Below are 19,674 nucleotides of genomic sequence, written 5' to 3' on the forward strand. Positions count from 1 at the left end.
GCATCGCCCCTCTTGGGGGCTCGCCCAGTTCAGGGAATAATCGGGGACTATGGCAACACCACAGTCCCCTTTTCCTTTTCTGAACGGCCTTTTCGAGCGCGTCGCAGCGGGCCCGCAGCCCCCGCAGTGGCTGGTGCATGAGGTTCAGCAGCGTGTGGTGCTGTTCCTCAACCACGTGCTCATGCAGGAAAAGGAGGCCACGGACCGCCTGGTGCGCCAAAAGGGCCGCGTCGCCCGCGTCCAGTGGCGTGCCTACTCCATGGCCCTCGTGATCACGCCTGCAGGCCTGTTCAACCTGGCGCCCGAGACTGCGGTGCCCGACCTTCGGCTCGAAGTGACCGAGACCTCGCCCTTCGCGCTGGCCCAGACGGCGCTGCGCGGCGACAAGCCCACCATCCGCATCGAAGGCGACGTGCAGCTCGCGGCCGAGATCAACTGGCTGGTCGACCACGTGCGCTGGGATGTCGAGGAAGACCTCGCCCGCGTCATCGGCGATGCCCCGGCCCACACCGTGGCCCAGGTGGCGCGCAGGGCAGCCCAGGCGCTGCGGCAGTTCGTGGGCTCGCGCATGGCACCCTCGGCGCCTGGTGCGGCCGTGGTGCCTGTGCCGCCCGTGTCGCCCGCGCACGACGTGCCCGCCAGCGGCCCAGACCGGTCCGGCGCATGAAGCAGTTCGTCAGGGGGGGCGCCATCCTGTGGGTGGTGTTCCGGTACGGCCTAGACGGCCTGTTGCTCGACAGTTTTCAAAAACCCTGGCTGCGCGCGGTGTCGCGCGTGCTCTCGGTCGGGCGCAATCTCGACGCCCCCCGCGGCCAGCGCCTGCGCGAGGCGCTGGAGCAACTGGGCCCCATCTTCGTGAAGTTCGGCCAGGTGCTGTCCACCCGGCGCGACCTGCTGCCGCCCGATGTGGCCGACGAGCTGGCCCGCCTGCAGGACCGCGTCCCGCCCTTCGATCCGGATATCGCGGTGGCCACCATCGAGCGCGCCTACCGCCGCCCGATCGGCGAGGTCTTCACCTCGTTCGACCGCGTGCCCGTGGCCAGCGCATCGATCGCGCAGGTGCACTTCGCCACGCTGCGCGATCGCCACGGCATCGAGCGCGAGGTGGCCGTCAAGGTGCTGCGCCCGGGCATGCTGCCCGTGATCGAAAAAGACCTGGGCCTCATGCGCATGATGGCCGGCTGGGTGGAGGGCCTGTCGGCCGATGGCAAGCGCCTCAAGCCCCGCGAGGTGGTGGCGGAGTTCGACAACTACCTGCACGACGAGCTGGACCTGGTGCGCGAGGCGGCCAACGCCGCGCAGCTGCGCCGCAACATGCAGGGCCTGGACCTGGTGCTGATTCCCGAGATCTTCTGGGACTTCTGCCACGCCGAGGTCATGGTGATGCAGCGCATGAACGGCGTGCCCATCAGCCAGATGGAGCGGCTGCGCGATGCGGGCGTGGACATCCCCAAGCTCGCCCGCGACGGCGTCACGATCTTCTTCACCCAGGTGTTCCGCGACGGGTTCTTCCACGCCGACATGCACCCGGGCAACATCCAGGTCAGCCTGGACCCTGCCACCTTCGGGCGCTACATCTCGCTCGATTTCGGCATCGTCGGCACGCTGACCGAATCGGACAAGGAGTACCTGGCGCAGAACTTCGTGGCGTTCTTTCGGCGCGACTACAAGCGCGTGGCCGAGCTGCACATCGAAAGCGGCTGGGTGCCGCCCGAGACGCGGGTCAACGACCTGGAGTCGGCCATCCGCGCAGTGTGCGAGCCGTATTTCGACCGGCCGCTCAAGGAGATCTCGCTGGGCATGGTGCTGATGCGCCTGTTCCAGACGTCCCGGCGCTTCCATGTCGAAATCCAGCCGCAGCTGGTGCTGCTGCAAAAGACGCTGCTCAACATCGAGGGCCTGGGCCGCGAGCTCGACCCGAACCTCGACCTGTGGAGCACCGCCAAGCCTTTCCTGGAAAAGTGGATGCTCGAGCAGATGGGCCCGCAGCGCCTGTGGCGCGAACTGCGCGCCGAGGCGCCGCACTACGCCAAGCTGATCCCGGAGCTGCCCCGCCTGATGTACGACTACCTGCGCCACAAGCCGCAGGACCACCGCCGTGAACTGATGGAGCTGCTGGCCGAGCAAAAGCGCACCAACAAGCTGCTGCACGCCATCATTTACGTGGGCGTGGGGTTCATCACGGGCTTCCTGTTCTTCATGCTGGTACAACAGTTGCAAGTGCTGTACCGGTTCCGGGTTTTCTAGTCCCGGCGTCTCTCGCCTTTCCCCGTTTTTCCGGTTTTCCTACCTTCCACTTCGCGACATTGAGGAGCATGCCGTGCTGCTGACCCTGGTTATCGTTTACCTGCTGATCACCATCGGCATCGGCCTGCTCGCAGCCCGGCGCGTGAACAACGCCGCAGACTTTGCCATTGCAGGGCGGCATTTGCCGCTGTACATGATCATCACCACCACGTTCGCCACGTGGTTCGGCTCGGAGACGGTGCTGGGCATTCCGGCCAAGTTCATCGAAGGGGGCCTTGGCAACGTGGTGGAAGACCCGTTCGGCGCGGGTTTCTGCCTGATCCTGGTGGGCCTGTTCTTCGCGGGCAAGCTCTACCGCATGACGCTCTTGACCATCAGCGACTACTACCGCGAGCGCTTCGGCCGCACGGTGGAGATCGTCTGCTCGCTCATCATCATGCTCAGCTACCTGGGCTGGGTGTCGGCGCAGGTCACGGCGCTGGGGCTGGTGTTCAACCTGCTGTCGGGCGACGCGATCAGCATTCCCGTGGGCATGGCCATCGGCGTGGTGTCCATCCTGGCGTACACGCTGTTCGGCGGCATGTGGTCGGTGGCGGTCACCGACTTCATCCAGATGATCATCCTGGTGGTGGGTCTGGCCGTGATCGCGGTGTTCGCGGGCAACATGGCCGGCGGGGCCGACAAGGTGATCGAGTTCGCGTCCAGCCGCGAGCTGTTCCGCTTCCTTCCCGAGCCCAAGTTCCACGACGTGGTGTTCTTCATCGCCGCGGGCATCACCATGATGTTCGGCTCCATCCCGCAGCAGGACGTGTTCCAGCGCGTGATGTCGGCCAACAACGTGCAGGCGGCCACGCGCGGCCCGGTCATCGGCGGCATCTGCTACATCCTGTTCGCTTTCGTGCCCATGTTCCTCGTGGCGAGTGCGCTGATCATCATGCCCGGCGAGACCGCGGCGCTGCTCAAGGAAGACCCCCAGAAGGTGCTGCCCACGCTGGTGATGGCCAAGATGCCGTTCATCATGCAGGTGCTGTTCTTCGGCGCGCTGCTGTCGGCGCTCAAGTCCACCGCATCGGCCACGCTGCTGGCCCCGAGCGTGACCTTCACCGAGAACATCTGGCGCCAGTTCAAGCCCCACAGCACCGACCAGGAGCGCCTGCGCACCATGCGCATCACCACGCTGGTGTTCAGCGGCTGCGTGCTGGCCTATGCCATCTACATGCAGGGCACCTCCATCTATGAACTGGTCTCGGGCGCGTACCAGGTGCCGCTGGTCGGCGCCTTCGTGCCCCTGGTGTTCGGCCTGTACTGGAAGCGCGCGACCACACAGGGCGCCATCGCGGCCATCGTGCTGGGCCTGGGCACCTGGCTGCTGTTCCTGGCCACGCCGGTGGGTGCGGTGTTCCCGGCGCAGCTGGCCGGGCTGCTGGCGGCGCTGGCAGGCATGCTGGTGGGCTCGCTCGCGCCGCAGGCCATCCGCAACAGCCACGCATCGCACCACCCGCTGGTCGGGGCCGACTGACAGGCGCGCGGCCCTGCGGCGCAGGGCGCGCGCATGCCGCAGGCGCCCTGCACACGGCCTCTGCGGGGTAGGGGTATGCCGCCGCCTATAATTGAGGGTTTTGCACTTTCCCTCCACACGCTGACATGCCTATTTACGCCTACAAATGCGGCTCCTGCGGCCATGCCAAGGATGTGCTGCAAAAAATCTCCGACACCCCCCTGACCGTCTGCCCCGCCTGCGGTGCCGAGGCGTTCTCCAAGCAGGTGACGGCCGCAGGCTTTCAGCTCAAGGGCTCGGGCTGGTACGTGACGGACTTCCGCGGTGGCAACAGCGGGGGTGGCGGGACGTCCGCACCAGCGACCGACGCCAAGGCCGAGTCCAAATCCGACGCCGCCGCGCCCGCCAGCTCCGGCGACGCTCCCAAGAAAGAAGCGAGCAGCCCTGCCAGCAGCACCAGCACGGGCGCCGGCGGCAGTTCCACCTCCACCTCTTCGTCCTCCACGAGCTGATCGAGCACCTTCATGTCTGCTATGCGCAAATGGCTGCTGACCGGCCTTCTGGTGATCGTGCCAGGGGTCATCACGGCGTGGGTGCTCCACTGGATCGTGAGCACGCTCGACCAGACCCTGCAGATCCTGCCTGTCGCGTGGCACCCGGACAAGGTGCTGGGCTTTCATGTGCCCGGCTTCGGGGTGGTGCTCACGCTGCTGATCCTGCTGGTGGTGGGTGCGGTGGCCAGCAACTTCGCGGGCCGCAAGCTCGTGCAGTGGGGCGACGCGGTGGTGCACCGCATCCCCGTGGTGCGCTCCATCTACTCCAGCGTCAAGCAGGTCTCGGACACGCTGTTCTCCGAAAGCGGCAACGCGTTTCGCAAGGCGGTGCTGGTGCAGTGGCCGCGCGAGGGCGTCTGGACCGTGGCCTTCGTCACCGGTGCGCCCAACGGCGAGGTCGCGGCCTACCTGCGTGACGAGTTCGTGAGCGTGTACGTGCCTACCACGCCCAACCCCACGGGCGGCTATTTCGTGATGCTGCGCAAGAGCGACTGCGTCGAGCTCGACATGAGCGTGGACTCAGCCCTCAAATACATTGTTTCGATGGGTGTGGTCGCTCCGGCGGACCCCACGCTCATTTCTCCGGGTAAGTGAATCCCTTTTAATGCGCCCCCCGGGCGCCGGAAGTTTCTGCCATGGCCATGCGTTCCCACTATTGCGGTCTTGTGACCGAAGCCCTGATGGGCCAAACCGTCACCCTGTCGGGCTGGGTGAACCGTCGCCGCGACCATGGCGGCGTGATCTTCATCGACCTGCGCGACCGCGAAGGCTACGTGCAGGTGGTGTGCGACCCGGACCGTGCCGAGATGTTCAAGACCGCCGAAGGCGTGCGCAACGAATTCTGCGTGCAGGTGGTGGGCCTGGTGCGCCCCCGTCCCGACGGCACCACCAACGACAAGCTCAAGAGCGGCCAGATCGAAGTGCTGTGCCATGAGCTGAACGTGCTCAACCCCTCGGTCACGCCGCCCTTCCAGATGGACGACGAGAACCTGTCGGAGACCACGCGCCTCACGCACCGCGTGATGGACCTGCGCCGCCCGCACATGCAGCGCAACATGATGCTGCGCTACAAGACCTCCATCCAGGTGCGCAACTTCCTGGACAAGGAAGGCTTCATCGACATCGAGACGCCCATGCTGGGCAAGAGCACGCCCGAAGGCGCGCGCGACTACCTGGTGCCCAGCCGCGTGCACGACGGCCAGTTCTTCGCGCTGCCGCAGTCGCCCCAGCTGTACAAGCAGATGCTGATGGTGGCCGGCTACGACCGCTACTACCAGATCACCAAGTGCTTCCGCGACGAAGACCTGCGTGCCGACCGCCAGCCCGAGTTCACCCAGATCGACTGCGAGACCTCGTTCCTGGGCGAGGAAGAGATCCGCGCCATCTTCCAGCGCATGATCACCGAGGTGTTCCAGCAGCAACTGGGCGTGGACCTGGGCGAGTTCCCCATCATGACGTACCAGGAAGCGGCGTTCCGCTTCGGCTCCGACAAGCCCGACCTGCGCGTGAAGCTCGAATTCACCGAGCTGACCGAAGTGATGAAGGACGTGGACTTCAAGGTGTTCTCCGCCCCCGCCACCACCAAGGGCGGCCGCGTGGTGGCCCTGCGCGTGCCCGGCGGCTCGCAGATCTCGCGCGGCGAGATCGATGCCTACACCGAGTTCGTGAAGATCTATGGCGCCAAGGGCCTGGCCTGGATCAAGGTCAACGAAGTGGCCAACGGCCGCGAAGGCCTGCAGTCCCCCATCGTCAAGAACCTGCACGACGCAGCCATCGCCGAGATCTTGAAGCGCACCGGCGCACAGGACGGCGACCTGCTGTTCTTCGGTGCCGACAAGGAAAAGATCGTCAACGACGCCATCGGCGCGCTGCGCCTGAAGGTCGGCCACAGCGACTTCGGCAAGAAGAACGGCCTGTTTGAAAGCCGCTGGGCACCGCTGTGGGTGGTGGACTTCCCGATGTTCGAGCACGACGAAGAGAACGACCGCTGGGCCGCCGTGCACCACCCCTTCACGTCGCCGAAGGACGGCCACGAAGACCTGATGGACACGGACCCTGGCAAGTGCATCGCCAAGGCCTACGACATGGTGCTCAACGGCTGGGAGCTCGGTGGCGGCTCGGTGCGTATCCACCGCGCCGACGTGCAAAAGAAGGTGTTCGACGCCCTCAAGATCACGCCCGAAGACGCACAGGCCAAGTTCGGCTACCTGCTCGACGCGCTGCAGTATGGCGCGCCCCCGCACGGTGGCCTGGCCTTCGGCCTGGACCGTCTGATCACGCTGATGACCGGTGCCGAGTCGATCCGCGACGTGATCGCCTTCCCCAAGACCCAGCGCGCACAGGACCTGCTGACGCAGGCCCCTTCGCCGGTGGATGAAAAGCAGCTGCGCGAGCTGCACATCCGCCTGCGCAATGTGGACGCCGTCAAGGCGGCCTGAGCCCGGTAGGTCGGCTTCACCCCTGTCATTGCCATGACCGGGCATGCCTGAGACAAAAAGCGGTAGCGGCCCCAGGGCCGGTACCGCTTTTTTCATGGTGCTGCCCTTGTCCCATCTGCTTTTCTTTTGAACCGAACCGAGGCTTGTTCATGTGTGCTTCCCTGAAAACCCCCCTGGCCCTGGGCATGGTGCTCGTGGCACTGCTGCTGGCAGGCTGCGGTGAAAAGAAGACCGAGCTGGGCGAGGGTGGCTCGGTGGTGTCCGGCTCGGCGGGGCCTGCGGGTGCGCAGGGGGCCGACAAGGCGCTCACCACCTGCCCTGCGCCCGTGGCCACGCTCGCCCTGGCCGAGAACCCGAACGGCTACACCGTGTCCAGCAGCTACAACCTGCCGGCGTCGCCCGTGCCGCTGATCCGGCTCATCGCCCAGCAAAGCGGCTGCTTTCGGGTGGTGGACCGCGCGGCCGGCCTGCGCGGCACCATCAAGGAGCAGGAGCTCAAGGACGCTGGCGTGCTGCGCCAGAACTCCACCGTGGCCAAGGGCAAGGGCTACGAGGCGCAATACACGCTGACCCCCAGCCTCACCTTCAGCGAGCAGGACGCGGGCCGCAGCATTGCCGGCGTCATCGCGATGATCCCGGTGCTGCGCGACATCGCGGGGCTGGCGGGCCTGGCCGAGCAGGTCAAGTTCAAGGAAGCGCAGACAGCCTTGCTGCTGACCGACAACGAAACCACCGAGCAGGTGGCCGCGGCCACCGGCGCGGCACGCACCACCGACCTGGGCGCGGCCGGCCTGCTGTGGGGCCGCATGGGCGGTGCAGGCGGCGCGGGCTGGAGCAACACGAACGAAGGCAAGGTGATTGCCGCCGCCTTCTTCGACTCGCACAACAAGCTCGTCACCCAGGTGCAGCTGCTGCAGGCCAAGGAGCTGCCGCCGCCCGTGGCCACGCGCAAGCCGTAAGCGTCCGGGCCGCTGCATCGATCGCCTTGTGCCGACGCCCTGTCGTGCGCAGGCCGCAGGTGCCTGCGGCGGTGACACATGTTGGTTGGCGCTTTGGCGGCCAGGCAGCACAATGATTTTCCAGGCACTGCCAGGCCCGTTGTGCAAAGGAATGTCTCCGTGTCCCAATTGCTGAACGCCCCCGAACAATGGCTGCGGTACATGCCCGCAGCGCAGCACCAGCGCCAGGAGCTGCGGCTCGCCGAAAGCGCCTGGGACCAGTTGTCCTTGCTGTCGTCGTTGTCGCTGCTGTCGTCCAGGGCATCGTCCGGGGGCGACCTGGCCCAGGCGCGCCGCGACTTCGCCGCGCTCTCCGCCGACCTGATGCGCGGCCTGGCCAGCGAGGCCTTCAAGAACCGCACCGACGACCTCGTGGCCCGGGCCCAGGTCTGCATCGACGTGCTGGTGCGCAACCTGTTCGAGCGCACGGCGGACATCGGCTTCTTCGCCACCGATGGCGGCGTGGCCGACTACCTGGCCGACCCGGCGCCCGGGTTGCGTGCCGGCATCGAGTCGCGGCTGCGCGAGTACGCCAGCAAGTACACGGTCTACGGCAACATCTTCCTGTTCGACACCACCCTGCAGCTGTGCGCCAGCCTGCACGCGGTGCCCGCCGCAGGCGGTGAGCTGCAGCGCGAGGACGACCAGGCCTTCCTGTCGTCCGTGGTGCGCGGCGATGTGCCGTATGTGGAGCACTACGCGGTGCACGGCTTTTGCGGCAGCACCGAGCCCACGCTGGTGTACGCGCAGCGCGTGCTGTCGGGCGGACGCCCGGTGGGGGTGATGTGCCTGGCGTTCAAGCTGGCGGACGAAATGCTCGCCATCTTCGGCTCGGTGCAGCCCGGCGGTGCGCAGGGCAGCGACGTGGTGCTGGCGCTGCTGGACGCGCAGGGCCGGGTGCTGGTCTCGGGCGATGCGCTGCAGTTGCCCGTGGGCTGGCCGCTGCCCCAGGCGGCCGGTGCGGGGGTGCAGGTGCTGCGCCATGCCAGCCGGCGCTACCTGATGGCGGTGTGCGACACGCAGGGCTTTGAGGGCTACCGCGGCCCGGGCTGGCGCGGTGTGGCGCTCCTGCCGCTGGATGTGGCCTTCGACGAGTCCACGCAGGACGATCGCAGCGCGCTGGCGGGCTCGTTCGCGGGCTCGTTGGCGGCCGAGCTCTCGGGCCAGGCCGAGCTGCTGTCGCAAGAGCTGCGCGAGATTCCCCGGCGCTCGGCCTCCATCCAGTCGGCGCTGGAGCGCTCGGTCTGGAACGGCCTGCTGGAGCTCAACCAGTTGGGCACCGGCAGTGGCGCGGCCGACGTGGCGCCGCGCGAGCTTGTGTTCGCCAAGACCCTGCTGTCCGAGATCGGCACCACGGCCCGCAAGACGGCCCAGGCCTTCTCCGGCGCGCTGCAGGATTTGTACGGCGTGGTGATGCAGTCGCTGCTGCGCGACGCCCAAAGCCGTGCGTCCCTGGCCATGCAGATCCTGGACCGCAACCTGTACGAGCGTGCCAACGACTGCCGCTGGTGGGCGCTGACGCCGCAGTTCGCGCGCACGCTGCAGGCCGGCGCCGTGGGCTGCGACAAGGCCACTGCGGTGCTGGCCGAGATCAACGGCTTGTACACCGTGTATGCGTGCCTGGTGCTGTTCGCAGCCGATGGGCGCGTGATGGCGGTGTCCCAGCCGGGCTTGGCGCACTGGGTGGGTACGGTGCTGGACGAAGACTGGGTGCGCCAGTGCCTGCGGCTGCGCGGCAGCCAGGGCTACACCGTGAGCCGCTACGAAGACAGCCGCTTCTACAGCGAGGGCCCGACATTCGTCTACGCGGCCGCAGTGCGCGCTGGCGCGGCGGGTGGTACGGCAGGTGGTGCGGATGCCGCCCCCGGCGCCAGCACGCCGGTGCTGGGTGGCATCGCCGTCGTGTGGGACGCTGCCCACCAGCTGCAATCCATCCTGGATGACTGCGGCGTGGGGGCCGGCGAGCGCGATGCGCTGGCTTTTGTCGACGCGGCAGGCCGAGTGCTGCGCACCAGTGGCGATGGGCAGGCCGTCATGGCACCCGATGCCGTGGCCGCCGGCCGCCAGGGCGGGCGCACCGCGGCGCTGGCGGGCCACCTGTATGGCGTGGGCCTGGCGCGCGGGCAGGGCTACCGGGAGTTTCGTGTCAGCGACGGCTACGACCACGGGCTCAGCTGCCTGGTGCTGCGCCATCTCTGCGAGCGCCGTTCGGGCGCCCCGGCGGCACCGTTGCTCGCCACGCCCGCGGCGGCGGCGCGCATCGGGGCCGAGCACCGCGCGCAGATGGCGACCTTTCTGGTCGGGTCGCACTGGCTGGGCGTGGATGCCACGGTGCTCAATGCAGGCGGTGCGCGTGCGCCGTTTCAGGGCCTGGCGCAGATCGGCGACCGTGTGTACTCGGTGGTGGACCTGCGCAGCGTGGTGGCGGCCGGGCCGCAGGGCGTGGCGGCACCGCGCACCACCGACCCCCACCGCCAGATGGTGCTTGTGCGGGTGCCGCTCGAAGCCGGCGGCGCGCGCGAGTTCATCCTGCGGGTCGATGCCCTGGGCGCCATGCTCGACCTGGACCGCCGCGACATCCGGCCGGTGGGCATGGCGGGGGCGGGCTCCCAGCGCATTTCGCTCATCGATGCGGTGGTGCCGGTGCCCACGGCGGACGGCAGCGTGGGGCAGGGCATGCTGTGCCGCATCTCCGCGCAGTGGCTGGAGCAGTGCGCGCTGGGCGCGCTGGGCGACGAGCCCGCGCAGGACGTGGACGCCCTGCTGGCCGCGGCGTGATGGCTGCAAATGCCGAAGGGGCCGCAGCGCAGCGGCCGTTCAAGATCCCCGAATCGGTGCTGGTGGTGATCCACACGCCCGCACTCGACGTGCTGCTCATTGAGCGTGCGGACGGCATGGAGCACTGGCAGTCCGTCACAGGCAGCAAGGACCGCCCGGACGAACCCTGGGCGCTGACCGCGGCGCGCGAGGTGGGCGAGGAAACCGGCATCGACGTGAACGCCCCCGGCTGTGTGCTCACCGACTGGTGTCTGGAGAACGTGTACGAGATCTGGCCGCAGTGGCGCCACCGCTACGCCCCCGGCGTGGTGTTCAACCGCGAGCGCGTCTTCGGGCTGTGCGTGCCCGAGCACACGCCGGTGGTGCTGAGCCCGCGCGAGCATGTGGCCTCTGCATGGCTGCCGTGGCGCGATGCGGCAGACCGCTGCTTTTCAGCCTCCAACGCCGAAGCCTGCCTGCTGCTGCCGCGCTTTGTGTAGCGTGGCTGCCGTACAGGCGTGCTTGCCCTGCACGGTTGCGTCATGGTGGCCGCAGGCGCAAGGGGTCCGACGGGTCCACCAGGTCTTCAGGTGCCGCGGTCAAGGTCAGGCTGTCGCGCGGCGCCGGGGGGATGCGCGAGGGCTCGTCCGCATTGCTGCGGGTGCGCAGCACCACACCGCCGGGGCGCCGGTCGTTGTCCTGCCCCAGCGTGGCGCGCGACGGTGCGGTGCCTACCCGCAGCCTTAGCACGTCGATGGCGTCCTGCAGCGGATCGGGCTCGGCCATGCGGGCGCGGTGGCGCAGCAGCACCTGCTGGGACATGTCCAGCAGCTTGGAGTTCAGGGTCTGCCCCGCGTGCTGCATCAGTTGCGCCACGGCCCCGGCGGGGTCGCCGGCCAGGCTCTGGGCCATGGCGGCCTCGGCGGTCTTGTTCACCTGCTGCAGGCAGTCGCGCACGACCTCGCTGTAGGGAGCGTGCACGTTGCAGGCATTGGCCAGCAGCTCGGTCAGGCCGCGCGTGTTGGCGTAGCGCATGCCCAGCGCCCGCACCCAGCCTTCACTCTCGGACAGGTCGATGGACGTGACCGCCAGCACGGCCAGCAGGCTGCCCAGGTTGCAGGCGGCTTCAAAGTCGAAGGTGCTGGAGGTGATCTCGCTCGCCATGCTGCGCACGGACTCCACCGCCTGCGAGAACTGGCGCTGCTGAATGAGCTGCAGTGCGCGCGCCACGCTGGCAAAGCGCTGGATGCGCGCGCTGGCAGGGTGGCGCTCCAGGATGCGGCCAAAGTCGGCCATGCAGCGCTCGATGCCCTTGCGGTCGTTCTCCGCGAAGTACGCGAAGGTGAGCAGCACCAGCGACTGGAAGTCGAACAGCTTGGAGTCGATGCCCAGGATGGCCGCCCGCGCCAGCACCTTGGTCGCGGTCTCGCGGTCGCCCATGTAGTACGACATCATTCCCAGCTTCTGCAGCCGCACCACCGAGTCGGGCGTGAGGCCGCTGGCCGTGCGGTAGGTCTCGATGGCCTGCGAGAAGTTGCCCAGCTCCACCTGCGCACGCCCCAGCACGTCGTAGGCGTCGGCGAAGGACGCATCCTCGCCGATCAGCTCCTGCAGGGTGGTGACGGCCCGTGCCGCCTGGCCGGACTCGATCTGCGCCCGTGCCACGCCAAGCTTGGCCCAGGGCAGGGCGCGGGCGGCGATCACGGCCTCGAACAGCGTGCGCGCCTCGTCGTGGCGGGACAGCCGCAGCAGCAGCTCGGAGCCGATGCGCGCCGCGTACAGCCAGTAGGGCTTGCGCGCCTCGAAGCGCTCCACGCACAGGCGCGCGGCGCTTTCGAAATCCTCGGCCTCGATGGCGTCGAAGATGGGTTTCAGATGCACCTTGCGCAGGCGCGCCAGGCTCAGGCGCTCGAAGAGGGCGCTCGGGGTGAAGGGCTTGAGCAAATAGCCGTCGAGCGCCGACTCCGCAGCCTCTGCCACGGCGGCGTAGGATGCCTCGGCCGTGACCATGAAGAACACCGTGGAAAAGGGCAGCAGCTGGGCGCGCCGCAGGTCGTCCAGCAGGGTCTGGCCGGAGTAGCCGGCCTCGCCGAAGTACTGGTCGCACAGCACGTAGTCGAACACCGTGTGCTCCAGCCGGCTGCGCGCGTCCTGCACGCGGCTGCACTGCACGATGCGGCTGACACCGTACTCGCGCAGTTGTCCCACCAGGATGCTGCGCGATGTGGCATTGCTGTCGACAATCAGCGCCAGGACCGGTGTGGTGGCGGAGGGGTCGTTGTCGGTCGCCAAGGTATGTACCGGGCCGCCGTGGCGGGAAGTTGTATGCAACCAAGTGTAAGGCGTGGCGGCGCCGCGCAGTGTCGGACAAACCCGCGGCGTGGGCGGCATGCGACACAATCGGGCCATGGAACACGACGACATTCTGCGGGTGGCCACCTACAACATCCACAAGGGCGTGCAGGGCCTGGGGCCGGCGCGCCGGCTGGAGATCCACAACCTGGGCCTGGCGGTGGAGCAGCTCGATGCCGACATCGTGTGCCTGCAGGAGGTGCGCAAGCTCCACCGGCGGGAGGCGACGTACTTCCAGCGCTGGCCCGATCTGCCACAGGCCGAGTACCTGGCGCCCGAAGGTTATGAGGCGGTGTACCGCACCAACGCCATCACCAAGCACGGCGAACACGGCAATGCGCTGCTGTCGCGCTGGCCGGTGATCGGGCACCAGCACGAGGACATCTCCGACCACCGCTTCGAGCAGCGCGGCCTGCTGCATGTGGAGGTGGACGCGCACGGGCGCCGCATCCATGTGATCGTCGTGCACCTGGGGCTCATTCCCGGCAGCCGCGTCCGCCAGATCGAGCGGCTGCAGCGCTTCATCGAGCGCGAGGTGCCCTCCGGTGCGCCGGTGGTCGTGGCGGGGGATTTCAACGACTGGGGCCTGCAGATCAAGCGCATGCTGGCGGGGTTTTCGCTGTACGAGTTCGACGCGCCGCGCGCCTTCACCTACCCCGCGCGGCTGCCGCTGGCCCAGCTGGACCACGTGTACGTGCGCGGGCTCACCCCGCTGTCGCTGCACGTGCCGCGCGGCCGTATCTGGTGGCGCATGTCCGACCACCTTCCGCTCATCGCTGAATTCAGGCTGTGAAAGCCGCCCCCCGGAGTCGCTTCGCGCCTTCCCCCGCAGGGGGGGCGCCACCCGTGGCCTGGCGAACCCAGCTCCACGGTGGCACTGGCGTGGGTCGCGTCACGTTCCACGATGGCTGGCGATCCGTTGCACGGTAGAGGGGTGTGATGAGCAAGAAGCTGATGTTTCGGGCCAGAAGAACGGAGTTTTCTGACGACCACCGGGTGCGCCTGCTGCAGGGGGCCGAGGAGCTGTTCCCCGCGCTGGTCCAGGCCATGGATGCCGCGCTGTCGGACATCCAGTTCGAGACCTACATCTTCGACTTCACCGGCGCGGGCGCCGATGTGGCCCAGGCGCTGATGCGGGCTGCAGCACGCGGCGTGCGCACCCAGCTGGTGGTGGACGGCGTGGGCACCGGCGCCCTGCCGCCCGAGTGGGCCGAGCGCCTGGCGAACGCTGGCGTGCAGTACCGCGTGTACTCGCCGCTCGGGCCCCTGGGCCTGCTGCTGCCGCACCGCTGGCGCCGGCTGCACCGAAAGCTGTGCGTGGTGGACGGCTGCACGCTGTTTTGCGGCGGCATCAACGTGCTGGATGATTTTCACGACCCGAACTACGGCCGCCTGGACGCGCCGCGCTTCGACTTTGCGGTGCAGGCCACCGGCAGCCTGGTGACCAGCGCCAGCGAGACCATGGACCAGCTGTGGTGGCGCATGCAGGCTGTGCGCGACGCGCGCGAGCGCCGCCTGCCCGAGGCGCTGCAGGCCCTGCGCGCCGCCAGTGCCGCCCGGCACGCGGCCGAGGCGGCGGACGACGCCACGCCCCCCATGCGCGCCGCGCTGGTGCTGCGCGACAACGTGCGCAACCGCAGCCGTATCGAAAAAGCCTACCGCCGCGCCATCGGGTCGGCACGGCACGAGGTCATCATCGCCAACGCCTACTTCATGCCCGGCGGCAAGCTGCGCCGCGCGCTGGTGATGGCGGCGCGCCGCGGCGTGCGCGTGCGGCTGCTGCTGCAGGGGCGCTATGAGTACTTCATGCAGTACCACGCGGCGCGGCCGGTGTACGGCGCGCTGCTGGATGCGGGCGTGGAGATCCATGAATACGCGCCGAGCTTTCTGCACGCCAAGGTGGCGGTGGTCGATGCCATGGGCGAGCGGCCCTGGGCCACGGTGGGCTCGTCCAACCTCGACCCTTTGAGCCTGCTGCTGGCGCGCGAGGCCAACGTGGTGGTGGAAGACGCCGCCTTTGCCGCCGACCTGCGCCAGCGCCTGGTGGACGCCATGCAGCACGCCGGCCGCCGCATGGACCCCGCGCGCTACGCGGGCCGCCCGCTGCGCCAGCGGGTGCTCGACCGCATCGCGTTCGGCCTGATGCGCCTGGCGCTGTGGATCACCGGAAAAAGTTATTGAAGCCTGTTGAGCCCCCTGAGCGGCTGCGCCGCTTCCCCCTCAGGGGGACGCCACCGGTGGCCCGGCGAAGCCGGTTCCACGGTGGCACTGGTGTGGGGGCGCGCCGGTTGCAGAGTTCGCGGGGAAGGCAATGTCCAGGAAGGGGTTCGGTACCTGTCTGTACGGAATGCTATGAATTTAATAGCTGCTAGCGCTTGCCTATCAAGCGGTAGAGGCCAAAACCCCTTGAAATCTGAGGTGTGTCATTCGCTGTTACGATTCTGGCCATGTCCAGCCCCACTGCCGCCGATATGACGCCCACCCCGCCGGATGAAGGCACGCCTGTTTCCGTCAAGATCCGGGAGCGCCTCGCGGCGGCCCGCAAGCGCTTTCATGCCAACGACAACATCTCCGAGTTCATCGAGCCTGGCGAGCTGGAAAAGCTGCTCGACGAGGTCGAGACCAAGATGCAGGGCGTGCTCGACAGCCTGGTGATCAACACCGACGGCGACCACAACACCAACAACACCGCGCGGCGCGTGGCCAAGATGTACCTGAACGAGGTGTTCAAGGGCCGCTATGTGTCGCAGCCGCCCATCACCGAATTTCCCAACGCCGAGCACCTGAACGAGCTGATGATCGTCGGCCCCATCACCGTGCGCAGCGCGTGCAGCCACCACTTCTGCCCGGTCATCGGCAAGATCTGGATCGGCGTGATGCCCAATGAGCACACCAACGTGATCGGCCTGTCCAAATACGCGCGCCTGGTCGACTGGGTCATGGGCCGCCCCCAGATCCAGGAAGAAGCCGTGGTGCAGCTGGCCGACCTGATCATGGAAAAGACCCAGCCCGACGGCCTGGCCATCGTGATGGAGGCCAGCCACTTCTGCATGTCCTGGCGCGGTGTGCGCGAGATGGACAGCAAGATGATCAACTCGGTGATGCGTGGCGTGTTCCTCAAGGACCCGGCGCTGCGCCGCGAATTCCTCTCCCTCATCCCCGGAAAGAACTGACCCATGCTCGTACGCCTGCTCTACGCCAGCCGCGCTGTGGACACCTCTCCCGCAGCCATCGAAGCCATCCTTACGCAATCGCGCCAGCACAACCCGGGCTGCGGCATCACCGGCGTGCTGTGCTACGGCGGCGGTGTGTTCCTGCAGGCCATCGAAGGTGGGCGCTCCGCGGTGAGCGACCTGTACGGCCACATCCAGAAGGACGCGCGCCACAAGAACGTGGAGCTGCTGCACTACGAAGAGATCGCCGAGCGCCGCTTCGGCGGCTGGACCATGGGGCAGGTGAACCTGTCCAAGATCAACCATTCGATCCTGCTCAAGTACTCCGAAAAGCCCGAACTCGACCCGTATGCGGTGTCGGGCAAGGTGTCGTTCGCGCTGCTCGAGGAGCTGATGGCGACCGCCTCGATCATCGGCAGAGCTTAGGAACTCCCCCCTGAGTCGCTGCGCGCCTTCCTCCCGCTCTCGCATTGCTGCGCAATGCGGGCAGGGTGACGCCACCAGTGCGGCGGGGCGGCCCTTGCACGGTGGTTGCTGGCTGGGACCGCGCCAGTTGCATGCGCCGTGCGGGTGGCATGGCACTTCTCCTCACTGATTGTTCGCGCGCCACACGGCCGCAGTTCCAGACGGTGCTGCGGCTTTTTGCATTCATGTCCCTCGCTCCCTCTGACCCGTGACCCTCACCGCCTTCGCCCTCATCATCCTCGCCGGCCTCATCCATGCGTGCTGGAACATCGCCGCCAAGAAGGCGGGGGGCGATGCGCGGTTTGCGTTCTTCACCTCGGCGATCATGATGGTCTTCTGGGCGCCGCTGGGCTGGTGGCTGGGGCGCGATGTGGTGCCGCTGTGGGGCGTGGTGGAGTGGGGCTTCGTGGTGGCCAGCGGGCTGCTGCACGTGGCGTACTACGTGATCCTGCTGCGGGGCTACCGCGTGGCCGACCTCACGGTGGTCTACCCGCTCGCGCGGGGCTCGGGGCCGCTGCTGTCCTCGCTGGTGGCCATCACGGTGCTGGGCGAGCGCATCTCCGCGCTGGGTGCCGTGGGCATCCTGGGCGTGGTGGGGGGCGTGTTCCTCATCGCGGGCGGCCCGGGCCTGCTGCGCGCGGCGCACGACCCCGCGGCGCGCGAACGCGTGCACAAGGGCATTGCCTACGGGCTGCTCACCGGGGCCTTCATCGCCAGCTACACGGTGGTGGACGGCTATGCGGTCAAGATACTGCTGATGTCCCCCATCCTCGTCGACTACATGGGCAACTTCGTGCGCGTGGGCTTGCTCGCGCCGGTGGTGCTGCGCGATGTGCGCACCGCCCGCACGCTGTGGCTTGCGCAGTGGCGCTTTGCGCTGCTGGTGGCGGTGGTGAGCCCCGTGGCCTATGTGCTGGTGCTGTACGCCATGCGCGAGGCGCCCATGTCCCACGTGGCGCCGGCGCGCGAGGTGTCCATGCTGTTCGCCGCCCTCATCGGCGGGCATCTGCTGGGTGAGGGCGATCGGGCGGCGCGCATTTGCGGCGCGCTGTGCATTGCAGCCGGGGTGACGGCCCTGGCGCTGGGGTAGGCCCATGGCGCCAGACGTCACCGCTCCGATGCTGCTGGGCTGCGATTTTTCCAGCAGCCCCAGCCGCCGCAAGCCCATCGTGCTGGCCCTCGGGCAGCGCCAGGGAGCGCGGGTGCAGCTGCAAGCGCTGGAGCGCTTCGACACACTGTCGGCGTTCGGCCAATGGCTTGCGCAGCCGGGCACCGGGTCTCAGAACGGCTCTCAGGACGCATCGCCGGGCGGCTGGGTCGGCGGCTTCGACCTGCCTTTCGGCCTGCCGCGCGAGCTGGTGGAGACCTTGGGCTGGCCCACCGAGTGGCTTGCCTGCATGCAGCACTACCGCAGCCTGGACCGCGAGCAGATCCGCACGCAGTTCGCGGCGTTCTGCGATGCGCGCCCCGTGGGCGGCAAGTTTGCGCACCGCGCCACCGATGGGCCTGCAGGCTCCAGCCCGTCGATGAAATGGGTGAACCCGCCCGTGGCCTACATGCTGCACGCGGGCGTCCCGCTGCTGATCGATGCCGGTGTGCACCTGCCCGGCCTGCACGCGGGCGACCCGTCACGCGTGGCGCTGGAGGCCTACCCCGGCCTGCTCGCGCGCGAGGTGCTGCAGCGGCGCAGCTACAAGAGCGACGACCGCACCAAGCAAACGCCCGACCGGCTCATCGCCCGCAAGGACCTGGTGAACGCGCTGGAGATCGGCCAGACCCGGCTGGGCCTGCGCCTGAAGCTCAGCCACGCGCAGCGCGATGCCCTGGTGGATGATGCCAGCGGCGACAGCCTGGACGCCGTGCTGTGCCTGGTGCAGGCCGCGTGGGCCCAGCAGCGCCATGCCGAGGGCGATGCGCTCTACGGCCTGCCTGCGGGGCTGGATGCGCTGGAGGGTTGGATCGTGACGGCGCCTGCCGTGCCCGCGGCAGGCTGAGTCGCGGCGCCACATCGGCAGGGCCGAGGGGCGAGGCCGTGCGCCTCAGCCGCCCGGCAGCGTGACGGTCACTTCAGACCCGCTGGCCTGCACCTGCACGCCCAGGGGTTGCGCCAGTTGCAGCAGCGCGGCCAGGTCCAGGGCCGGGGGCTGTGCCAGACCGGCCGAACGCGCCGCGGTATCCGCGTCCATCAGCCGCGTGGCGGTGGATGCGCCCCGGGCCTGCACACGCACGCTGAAGGAGCCGGCTGGCGCCACGGTGATCTGGGCAGGCACCGGGCTCGATTGTTCCGCCAGGTGGTAGATGGCGCCCAGCACCACGTACAGCAGGGTGTGGGGCACCTGGGTGTCGTCGTCCCATCCCGGCAGGTCCGCAGGCAGCGGCTCCATCTCGGTACCGCTGACCATCAGCGCGGGGCGGGCCAGCTCGATGGCTTCGTCCACCAGGGCGCGCACCGTGTGGCGGTCGTTGATCTGCAGGTCCCACAGCCGCAGGCGGCGGATGTGGTGGGCGATCTCGCCCAGTTGTTCCTCGATCTGCTCCACGCGCTCCACCGCCTGCTCGGGCGTCATGTCGCCTTTGGCCAGGCGGCGCTTGAGCAGCATGGTGCCCATGCGCATCACCGACAGCGGGCCGGCCACGTCGTGGCGCAGCACCGGGATGGCGCGCATCAGGATGGCGTGCTGCAGGCCGGCATCGGTCAGCGCGTCGGAAGACGGGCCCGGTGCGGAAGGGGGGCGTTTTTTGGTGGCCAAAGCGGGTGGGGGTGTGGGGTGTGTCGGAACTGTCAGTGAGGATCAGGCGGCGGGCGGCTGCAGCGCTGCGGCGCACTGGGCGAGCACGTTGTCGAAGGCGTCGAAATCGAGCGGCTTGCCCAGGATGAAGTCGAACTGCCCTGTCTCCGTACCCACGCTGACGCCCGATGCCATGCCGGTGATGGCGATCGCAAAACACCGGCCTGCACCGTGGTCAGCCACCGTGGCCCGCAGCAACGGGAGCAGTTCGGAGCCCTGCATGTCCGGGAGGTTCTGGTCCACCAGGAAAATCTGCGCCGGCTTCTCGCGCGCCAGGGCCAGTGCCTGTGCGGCCGTGGCTGCAGTGCGGATCGCATGGCCTTCCATCGTGAGCAGCTCTTGCAGCAGCTCCGTGGCATCGAGGTTGTCGTCAACGAGGAGGATATCGAGCGGCATGGCTGTC

Annotated in this window: 18 protein-coding genes; 15 read left to right on the top strand and 3 right to left on the bottom strand. The window is 68.3% G+C overall.

Annotation, left to right across the window (positions count from 1 at the left end; translation table 11 throughout):
• Positions 1-49: 49 nt before the first annotated feature.
• The 9 genes from ACIGHN_RS05530 (at position 50) to nudB (ending at position 10,992) form a co-directional block, all read left to right on the top strand.
• On the top strand, positions 50-667 hold the full coding sequence (locus ACIGHN_RS05530) for a hypothetical protein (protein WP_056415558.1): 618 nt from the start codon (positions 50-52) through the stop codon (positions 665-667).
• Complete coding sequence (gene ubiB / locus ACIGHN_RS05535) at positions 664-2,247, top strand: ubiquinone biosynthesis regulatory protein kinase UbiB (RefSeq protein ID WP_056415560.1); 1,584 nt, start codon at positions 664-666, stop codon at positions 2,245-2,247. Before ACIGHN_RS05530 ends, ubiB begins: the two co-directional genes overlap by 4 nt.
• Before the next feature lie 73 nt (positions 2,248-2,320).
• Positions 2,321-3,766, top strand: coding sequence for a sodium:solute symporter family protein (locus ACIGHN_RS05540; protein WP_396503551.1), 1,446 nt, complete (start codon positions 2,321-2,323; stop codon positions 3,764-3,766).
• A gap of 125 nt (positions 3,767-3,891) precedes the next feature.
• The gene (locus ACIGHN_RS05545; RefSeq protein ID WP_396503552.1) at positions 3,892-4,257 is read left to right on the top strand and encodes an FmdB family zinc ribbon protein; all 366 of its coding nucleotides are present in this window, start codon (positions 3,892-3,894) and stop codon (positions 4,255-4,257) included.
• Positions 4,258-4,269: 12 nt separating this feature from the next.
• A complete protein-coding gene (locus ACIGHN_RS05550; protein ID WP_056415570.1) occupies positions 4,270-4,893 on the top strand; it encodes a DUF502 domain-containing protein in 624 nt (207 codons plus the stop codon).
• A gap of 41 nt (positions 4,894-4,934) precedes the next feature.
• On the top strand, positions 4,935-6,737 hold the full coding sequence (aspS, locus tag ACIGHN_RS05555) for an aspartate--tRNA ligase (protein WP_056415573.1): 1,803 nt from the start codon (positions 4,935-4,937) through the stop codon (positions 6,735-6,737).
• Between the two features lie 149 nt (positions 6,738-6,886).
• Entirely contained in the window at positions 6,887-7,696 is an 810-nt protein-coding gene (locus ACIGHN_RS05560; protein ID WP_396503553.1) for a curli production assembly/transport component CsgG, read from the top strand.
• Positions 7,697-7,855: 159 nt separating this feature from the next.
• Positions 7,856-10,513, top strand: coding sequence for a chemotaxis protein CheW (locus ACIGHN_RS05565; protein WP_396503554.1), 2,658 nt, complete (start codon positions 7,856-7,858; stop codon positions 10,511-10,513).
• The gene (gene nudB / locus ACIGHN_RS05570; RefSeq protein ID WP_056415576.1) at positions 10,513-10,992 is read left to right on the top strand and encodes a dihydroneopterin triphosphate diphosphatase; all 480 of its coding nucleotides are present in this window, start codon (positions 10,513-10,515) and stop codon (positions 10,990-10,992) included. The genes ACIGHN_RS05565 and nudB overlap by 1 nt, the downstream gene beginning before the upstream one ends.
• A 40-nt stretch (positions 10,993-11,032) precedes the next feature.
• Here the strand turns inward: nudB and ACIGHN_RS05575 are convergent, their stop codons facing one another.
• On the bottom strand, positions 11,033-12,784 hold the full coding sequence (locus ACIGHN_RS05575) for a response regulator (RefSeq protein ID WP_396503555.1): 1,752 nt from the start codon (positions 12,782-12,784) through the stop codon (positions 11,033-11,035).
• A 115-nt stretch (positions 12,785-12,899) separates the two neighbouring features.
• Between ACIGHN_RS05575 and ACIGHN_RS05580 the strand changes: the two genes are divergently transcribed.
• From ACIGHN_RS05580 to ACIGHN_RS05605, 6 genes are all read left to right on the top strand, one after another.
• Positions 12,900-13,637, top strand: coding sequence for an endonuclease/exonuclease/phosphatase family protein (locus tag ACIGHN_RS05580; protein ID WP_396503556.1), 738 nt, complete (start codon positions 12,900-12,902; stop codon positions 13,635-13,637).
• Between the two features lie 146 nt (positions 13,638-13,783).
• Positions 13,784-15,025, top strand: coding sequence for a cardiolipin synthase ClsB (gene clsB, locus ACIGHN_RS05585; RefSeq protein WP_200912415.1), 1,242 nt, complete (start codon positions 13,784-13,786; stop codon positions 15,023-15,025).
• A 266-nt stretch (positions 15,026-15,291) separates the two neighbouring features.
• A complete protein-coding gene (folE, locus tag ACIGHN_RS05590; protein WP_396503557.1) occupies positions 15,292-16,017 on the top strand; it encodes a GTP cyclohydrolase I in 726 nt (241 codons plus the stop codon).
• Between the two features lie 3 nt (positions 16,018-16,020).
• Positions 16,021-16,443 (top strand): BLUF domain-containing protein, encoded by a 423-nt coding sequence (locus ACIGHN_RS05595; RefSeq protein WP_056161345.1) that lies wholly within the window; start codon positions 16,021-16,023, stop codon positions 16,441-16,443.
• A 247-nt stretch (positions 16,444-16,690) separates the two neighbouring features.
• Positions 16,691-17,572: a DMT family transporter gene (locus ACIGHN_RS05600; RefSeq protein WP_056415583.1), complete on the top strand. Its 882-nt coding sequence runs from the start codon at positions 16,691-16,693 to the stop codon at positions 17,570-17,572.
• Between the two features lie 4 nt (positions 17,573-17,576).
• On the top strand, positions 17,577-18,476 hold the full coding sequence (locus ACIGHN_RS05605; protein WP_396503558.1) for a DUF429 domain-containing protein: 900 nt from the start codon (positions 17,577-17,579) through the stop codon (positions 18,474-18,476).
• A 45-nt stretch (positions 18,477-18,521) separates the two neighbouring features.
• Here the strand turns inward: ACIGHN_RS05605 and ACIGHN_RS05610 are convergent, their stop codons facing one another.
• Positions 18,522-19,232 carry a hypothetical protein gene (locus ACIGHN_RS05610; protein ID WP_396503559.1) on the bottom strand — a complete coding sequence of 237 codons (711 nt, stop codon included), beginning with the start codon at positions 19,230-19,232 and terminating at the stop codon, positions 18,522-18,524.
• Positions 19,233-19,274: 42 nt separating this feature from the next.
• Positions 19,275-19,667 (bottom strand): response regulator, encoded by a 393-nt coding sequence (locus tag ACIGHN_RS05615; RefSeq protein WP_056161351.1) that lies wholly within the window; start codon positions 19,665-19,667, stop codon positions 19,275-19,277.
• Between the last annotated feature and the right edge of the window lie 7 nt (positions 19,668-19,674).

It is taken from the genome of Acidovorax sp. NPDC077693 (assembly GCF_044542805.1).
GTDB lineage: Bacteria > Pseudomonadota > Gammaproteobacteria > Burkholderiales > Burkholderiaceae_C > Acidovorax.